This is a genomic window from Pseudomonas sp. NPDC087598 (assembly GCF_044743525.1).
Classification (GTDB): domain Bacteria; phylum Pseudomonadota; class Gammaproteobacteria; order Pseudomonadales; family Pseudomonadaceae; genus Aquipseudomonas.
Genome location: NZ_JBIUWQ010000111.1, coordinates 1 through 6,759, shown reverse-complemented (window position 1 = coordinate 6,759; position 6,759 = coordinate 1). Strand labels below are relative to the sequence as shown.

Sequence of the window (6,759 nt, the reverse complement as noted above, 5' to 3'; positions counted from 1 at the left end):
CGCCCCCCCCCCGCCCCCCCCGCCCCCCCCGCCCCGCCGCCCCCCCCGCCTGGGCAGAAGCGCCCGCCACTTTAGCAATGGTTATCGGTCCACTCAAGTTTTTTACCGAGAGCTCGCCGAAGAGCATTTTCTTCAGTGAATCGAGCGTCAGAATGCTCATGGTCCAAGTGCGACGGGCACCCTCGCCAATTGCGGCCAACGGCCCGTAACTGACCTCGCGAATCATCTGCGGCGGCCAGTCGATCGCTTTCACGCCGGCACCCAGATAACCGCTTGGCGACTTGCTTTCACCGCGAGCGGCCAAGGTCACCGGGACGTCGATTTGAGCACCATCACGTTCGACGCGCAGCATGATTTTGGTATCAGGACGCGTACGAACCGTATCAACCACTTGCTGCCAGTCATTGAGTGCCTGGCCATCAAGCGTCAACAGACGATCACCGGTTTTCAGGCCAGCAGCCTGAGCCGGGCCTTTCGGATCCAGCTCGGCAAGCACCGGCGGCAAGGCCGGACGCCATGGACGGATACCCAGAGAACGGATCGGATCCGGCTCATCAGCACCTTTGAGCCAGTGATCCAGCATCAGTTCGCGCGGCGAATCTGCGGTAGAACCCTGCTCGCGGACCAGCAATTGCAACGAGCCGCTTTCACCGAGTCGGCGAACCAGCTGCAGATTGACGGCTGCCCAGCCAGTGGTCGGCTCGCCATCGATGGCAACAATTTCCTGACCTGCGCTCAAACCAGCCTTGGCCGCAATGCTCCCGGACTCAACCGCCCCGATCACCGGGCGTACCTGCTCGCTTCCGAGCATGGCCAGCACCCAGAAGAACACCAGAGCCAAAAGGAAGTTGGCAATCGGGCCGGCGGCGACAATGGCGATACGCTGGCGAACAGACTTGCGATTGAACGACTGATCAAGCTGATCAACCGGCACTTCACCTTCGCGCTCGTCGAGCATCTTGACGTAACCACCCAACGGGATGGCAGCGACGACGAATTCAGTGCCTTGCTTGTCATGCCAGCGCAGCAACGGCATACCGAAGCCTACGGAAAAGCGCAGAACCTTGACGCCGCAGCGGCGCGCGACCCAGAAATGGCCGAATTCGTGAAAGGTGACCAACACACCCAAAGCGATCAGGGTGCCGGCAATCATATAGAGCGCGCTCATCTACTTTCTCCGCAATCCCGTTCAGTGCCGCGTGAAGCCATTGTGTTTCCAGATCTATCGGCCGTGACGCTTCAACCATTGTTCTGCCAGGACTCGTGCCCTGGCGTCTGCCGTGAAGACCGCATCGAGATCGCCCAAGGCAACAACCGGCTCAAGGCTCAAGACCTCCTCGATGATACTCGCGATTTCCAGGTAACGAACCCGTCCGTCGAGAAACGCTGCCACCGCTACTTCGTTGGCGGCGTTAAGCATCGCCGGTGCACTGTCGCCTGCCTCGGCAGCCTGCCGCGCCAGACGCAGACATGGGAAGCGCTCTTCATCCGGCGCTTCGAAGTCCAGACGCGCGACCGCAAACAGGTCCAGCGGCGCCACGCCGGAATCAATTCGCTCCGGCCAGGCCAGCGCATTGGCAATCGGTGTACGCATATCGGGATTGCCCAACTGCGCCAACACCGAACCATCGACATAATCGACCAGCGAGTGAATCACGCTCTGCGGATGGATCACCACCTCGACTTGCGACGGTCTGGCATCAAACAACCAGCAGGCCTCGATCAGTTCGAGACCTTTATTCATCATGCTCGCCGAATCCACGGAAATCTTGCGCCCCATGGACCAGTTCGGGTGCGCACATGCCTGATCAGGTGAAACATGCGCCAACTCACTCATAGGCGTCTGTCGGAACGGGCCGCCAGAGGCTGTGAGTAAAATCCGACGAACACCGACCTTGCTCAATCCACGGGCAAAATCCTGCGGCATACACTGAAAAATCGCGTTGTGCTCGCTGTCGATCGGCAGCAGCACCGAACCACTCTTGCGTACAGCCTGCATGAACAAGGCGCCGGACATCACCAGCGCCTCTTTATTGGCCAGCAGGATCTTCTTGCCCGCCTCGACAGCAGCCAGCGTCGGGCGCAGGCCTGCAGCACCGACAATCGCCGCCATGACCGCATCGACTTCCGGCGCAGAGGCGACCTGACACAAGCCCTCCTCCCCCACCAGCACGCGAGTCGGCAAACCTGCTGCACGCAAATCGTCCTGCAAACCGCGAGCGGCGGCGACTTCCGGAACCACGGCAAACTGCGGCACATGACGTACGCACAAGGCCAGCAGCTCAGCCAGACGAGTGAAACCACTCAAGGCAAAAACCTGATAACGCTCAGGGTGACGAGCAATCACATCCAGAGTGCTCAGACCGATCGAGCCAGTAGCCCCCAGAACGGTAATCTGTTGCGGGCGGCTCACGGCGCAGCCATCCACAGCAATACAGCAAAGACTGGAATGGCAGCCGTCAGGCTGTCGATGCGATCAAGCACGCCACCATGGCCCGGCAGCAGATTGCTGCTGTCCTTGATGCCGGACTGACGCTTGAACATGCTTTCGGTGAGGTCACCCACGACCGAAATAAATACGATCAGTGCAGCGCCAATCAGACCTTTGAGCAACTCTGCCACCGTCCAGTCGCGCACCAGCCCGACAATGGCGGTAATCACCAGGCTCAACGCCAGACCACCGTAAACGCCTTCCCAGCTTTTACCTGGGCTGACCTGAGGAGCCAACTTGCGCTTGCCGAATGCACGACCGGAGAAATAGGCGCCGATATCTGCGCCCCAGACCAGCACCATTACCGCCATGATCAGCCAGTTACCCAACGGGTATTGCTTGATCTGCACCAGACCTTGCCAGGCCGGCAGCAGAATCAACAGGCCGATCACCAGCTTGGTGGCCGCACTGGACCAATGCTCGCTGGAGCGCGGGTACGTCAACACCAGAAACGTTGCCACTGCCCACCACAACACCGAAGCACCCAGCACCCAAGGCGCAAGACCAGGCAGCACGTACATGACGAACAGCATCAATGCGACGACAGCTGCAAAGCCGACGCGGAACGATTGCGCGGTAAAGCCCGCCAGACGCGCCCATTCCCAGGCGCCGAGGCTTACGACCAGACCGATGAACAGCGCAAAAGCCGAACCTTCGAGCAGGAAAAACCCGCACAAGGCAATCGGCAGCAGGATCAGCGCAGTGATGATTCGTTGTTTAAGCATTAAACCCGGGCTCCAGCTTCGATCTGCTCGCTCGTTTTACCGAAACGACGCTGACGCGAAGCGAAATCGGCCAGCGCATTGCGCATGGCATCGTGTTTGAAGTCCGGCCAGAACAGGTCGGAGAAATACAACTCGGCGTAAGCCAGTTGCCACAGCAGGAAGTTGCTGATGCGGTGCTCGCCACCCGTGCGAATGCACAGGTCCGGCAACGGCAGATCGCCGGTCGCCAGACAGGTTTGCAGCAGATCAGGGGTAATGTCTTCCGGGCGCAGATGCCCGGCCTGGACTTCGCGGGCCAGGCGCTGCGCGGCTTGCGCGATATCCCACTGACCACCGTAATTGGCGGCAATCTGCAGGATGAAGCGATTGGCACCTGCGGTCATGGCCTCGGCTTCGCGCATCGCGGCTTGAAGCTCCGGATGAAAGCGCGAACGATCGCCGATGATGCGCAGGCTGATGTTGTTGTCATTGAGACGCTTGGCTTCACGACGCAAGGCTTTGAAGAACAGATCCATCAAGGCACTGACTTCATCGGCCGGGCGCTGCCAGTTTTCACTGGAAAAGGCGAACAGGGTCAACACTTCAACCTTGGCCTCAGCGCACACCTCAATAACAGCCCGCACAGCATCCACGCCCGCTTTATGCCCGGCGACACCCGGCATAAAGCGTTTTTTCGCCCAGCGATTGTTGCCATCCATGATGATCGCGACATGGCGCGGCACCGCGGACGGCGCAGTCTGCTTGGTCTTGTCCATTTAAAACTCGAACCTTATACGGCCATCAGATCCGCTTCTTTTTGCTTGGTAGCCGCATCGATATCGGCCTCAGCCTTATCGGTAAGCTTCTGGATATCAGTGGCTGCGCGACGCTCTTCGTCTTCACTGATTTCCTTGTCCTTGACCAGTTTCTTCAGCTCGCCCAGCGCATCACGACGGATGTTGCGCACAGCTACACGAGCATCTTCTGCTGCGCTGCGAGCCTGCTTGGTAAAGCCCTTACGGGTTTCTTCGGTCAAGGCTGGCATGGAGATCAGCAACAATTCGCCCAGGTTGGTCGGATTGAGGTTCAGGCCAGCACTCTGGATTGCCTTGTCGACAGCTGCGAGCATATTGCGCTCGAACGCCACGACTTGCAGGGTGCGCGAGTCTTTTACCGTGATGTTGGCCACTTGGGTGATGGAGGTGTCTGCGCCGTAGTACGGCACCATCACACTGCCCAGAATGCTTGGGTGGGCTTTACCGGTACGAATCTGACCAAATGCATGGGCCAGGGATTCGAGGGATTTCTGCATGCGCTCTTGAGCGTCTTTCTTGATTTCGTTGATCATTGTTGACCTTCCTCGATCAGAGTGCCTTCAGCGCCGCCATGCACGATGTTCAGCAAGGCGCCGGGCTTGTTCATGTTGAATACGCGCAGCGGCATTTTGTGGTCGCGGCACAGGCAAATAGCCGTCAGGTCCATTACACCCAGCTTGCGATCCAGAACTTCATCATAAGTCAGATGATCGAACTTCTCGGCATGCGGGTCTTTGAACGGGTCTGCGGTGTAGACGCCATCGACCTTGGTTGCCTTCAGCACAACGTCGGCATCAATTTCGATTGCACGCAGGCAGGCTGCCGAATCCGTGGTAAAGAACGGATTGCCGGTACCGGCCGCGAAGATCACGACGTCTTTGGAGTTCAGGTGGCGCATGGCTTTGCGGCGATCATAATGATCGGTCACACCAACCATGGAAATGGCCGACATGACGATGGCCGAGATATTCGCACGCTCCAACGCGTCGCGCATGGCCAGGGCGTTCATCACAGTGGCCAGCATGCCCATGTGGTCGCCTGTAACCCGATCCATGCCGGCTTTGCTCAGCGCTTCACCGCGGAACAGGTTGCCACCGCCGATCACCAGACCGACCTGTACGCCGATACCGACCAGCTGGCCGACTTCCAGCGCCATCCGATCCAGCACCTTTGGATCGATCCCGAACTCTTCCGAGCCCATCAGGGCCTCGCCGCTAAGCTTGAGTAGAATGCGTTTATAGCGAGCCTGATAACCACTGCCCTGCTGAGCCATTGCGAATCTCTCCTGCGGCGTATTTAAAAATTCTTTGCGAGCTGTTTACAGCTGGCGTTCACTCTAGCTTGGCGCTGCTTCAGCGCCATCGGAACATGGCTTTGTAAGTCAGTTCCAAGTGGAAACCAATTAAAAATTGATAACCCCATCTGAAAAGAGGCTGCGCGCGTGAGCGGGCAGCCTCTTTCGGGCGACAGTTGAAAACTGTCTTATTGCTTGGCGGCAGCCAGCTGGGCAGCAACTTCTTCAGCGAAGTTGTCGACCGGCTTCTCGATGCCTTCGCCTACTGTGAAGTAAGTGAAGGAAACGATTTCAGCACCAGCTTTCTTGGCCAGTTCGCCAACCTTGATTTCAGGGTTCTTGACGAACGCCTGCTCAACCAGGCTCGCTTCAGCCAGGAACTTGCTGATACGGCCTTTGACCATATTCTCAACAATGTTTTCTGGCTTGCCTTTGATTTTTTCTTCGTTCAGTTGCAGGAACACAGCTTTTTCGCGCTCGATAGCTTCAGCCGAAACTTCCGATGGCAGCAGGAACTCAGGGTTGCTGGCCGCTACGTGCATAGCGATGTCTTTGGCCAGTTCAACGTTGCCGCCTTTCAGAACAACTGCAACACCGATCTTGTTGCCGTGCAGGTAGCCACCAACAACGTCGCCTTCTACGCGAACCAGACGACGGATGTTGACGTTTTCGCCAACCTTGCCGACCAGTACCAGGCGAGCAGCTTCTTGGGCTTCGATCAGCGGAGCAACGTCAGTCAGCTTGTCAGCGAAGGCTTTTTCAATGCTTTCAGCAACGAATGCCTTGAAGTCGTCCTGCAGAGCCAGGAAGTCGGTCTGCGAGTTCACTTCCAGCAGAACAGCAGATTTGCCGTCTTCTTTCAGAGCGATGGCGCCTTCAGCGGCAACGTTGCCAGCTTTTTTGGCAGCCTTGATTGCGCCCGAAGCACGCATGTCATCAATGGCTTTTTCGATGTCGCCGCCAGCCTTTTCCAGGGCTTTCTTGCAATCCATCATGCCTTCGCCGGTACGCTCGCGCAGTTCTTTAACCAACGCTGCAGTAATTGCTGCCATTTTCAAATTCCTCTTGGATAGGTTTTCAACCATTCCACCCGATCGAACGGGCGTTCAATTCTTCCCGAACCACCGTTGTAGCCGCTGCACGTTACAGGTGCAGGGCGAGCGCTGCCACAAGTGGGCGCCGACAACGGTTTTCGAGGTGGCAAAAAGGGGGCCAAGCCCCCTTTTTGCTTACTGAGTCAACGCCAAGGCGTTAATTACTCAGCTGCAGCCTGAGTTTCTTCAGCTGCGAATTCTACAGTGCCGCCGCCAACATTGTTGCGACCACGGATAACTGCGTCAGCCATCGAACCCATGTACAGCTGGATAGCGCGGATTGCGTCATCGTTGCCTGGGATGATGTAGTCAACGCCTTCCGGGCTGCTGTTGGTATCGACAACGCCGATAACCGGGATGC

8 protein-coding genes are annotated in these 6,759 nt (G+C 57.7%); all 8 read right to left on the bottom strand.

Going from position 1 to position 6,759, the window contains the following annotated elements:
- The coding region (gene rseP / locus ACIOWE_RS29435) for an RIP metalloprotease RseP (RefSeq protein WP_401398449.1) at positions 1-1,168 on the bottom strand (1,168 nt) is incomplete at its 3' end.
- Positions 1,169-1,222: 54 nt separating this feature from the next.
- On the bottom strand, positions 1,223-2,413 hold the full coding sequence (ispC, locus tag ACIOWE_RS29430; RefSeq protein WP_401398447.1) for a 1-deoxy-D-xylulose-5-phosphate reductoisomerase: 1,191 nt from the start codon (positions 2,411-2,413) through the stop codon (positions 1,223-1,225).
- A complete protein-coding gene (locus ACIOWE_RS29425) occupies positions 2,410-3,216 on the bottom strand; it encodes a phosphatidate cytidylyltransferase (protein ID WP_103303032.1) in 807 nt (268 codons plus the stop codon). Before ACIOWE_RS29425 ends, ispC begins: the two co-directional genes overlap by 4 nt.
- Positions 3,216-3,971 carry a polyprenyl diphosphate synthase gene (gene uppS / locus ACIOWE_RS29420; RefSeq protein WP_064120741.1) on the bottom strand — a complete coding sequence of 252 codons (756 nt, stop codon included), beginning with the start codon at positions 3,969-3,971 and terminating at the stop codon, positions 3,216-3,218. Before uppS ends, ACIOWE_RS29425 begins: the two co-directional genes overlap by 1 nt.
- A gap of 14 nt (positions 3,972-3,985) precedes the next feature.
- Positions 3,986-4,543 carry a ribosome recycling factor gene (frr, locus tag ACIOWE_RS29415; protein ID WP_095189365.1) on the bottom strand — a complete coding sequence of 186 codons (558 nt, stop codon included), beginning with the start codon at positions 4,541-4,543 and terminating at the stop codon, positions 3,986-3,988.
- Entirely contained in the window at positions 4,540-5,283 is a 744-nt protein-coding gene (gene pyrH / locus ACIOWE_RS29410) for a UMP kinase (RefSeq protein WP_003222124.1), read from the bottom strand. Before pyrH ends, frr begins: the two co-directional genes overlap by 4 nt.
- Positions 5,284-5,492: 209 nt before the next feature.
- On the bottom strand, positions 5,493-6,356 hold the full coding sequence (gene tsf, locus ACIOWE_RS29405; protein WP_401398444.1) for a translation elongation factor Ts: 864 nt from the start codon (positions 6,354-6,356) through the stop codon (positions 5,493-5,495).
- Between the two features lie 203 nt (positions 6,357-6,559).
- Positions 6,560-6,759: 30S ribosomal protein S2 (locus ACIOWE_RS29400; RefSeq protein ID WP_401304462.1), on the bottom strand; the 200-nt coding region annotated here is incomplete at its 5' end.

Excerpts from the sequence above, each read along its gene's own strand:
- ACIOWE_RS29425 (WP_103303032.1), bottom strand. The coding sequence starts at position 3,216 with ATGCTTAAACAACGAATCATCACTGCGCTGATCCTGCTGCCGATTGCC.
- uppS (WP_064120741.1), bottom strand. The coding sequence starts at position 3,971 with ATGGACAAGACCAAGCAGACTGCGCCGTCCGCGGTGCCGCGCCATGTC.
- frr (WP_095189365.1), bottom strand. The coding sequence starts at position 4,543 with ATGATCAACGAAATCAAGAAAGACGCTCAAGAGCGCATGCAGAAATCC.
- pyrH (WP_003222124.1), bottom strand. The coding sequence starts at position 5,283 with ATGGCTCAGCAGGGCAGTGGTTATCAGGCTCGCTATAAACGCATTCTA.
- tsf (WP_401398444.1), bottom strand. The coding sequence starts at position 6,356 with ATGGCAGCAATTACTGCAGCGTTGGTTAAAGAACTGCGCGAGCGTACC.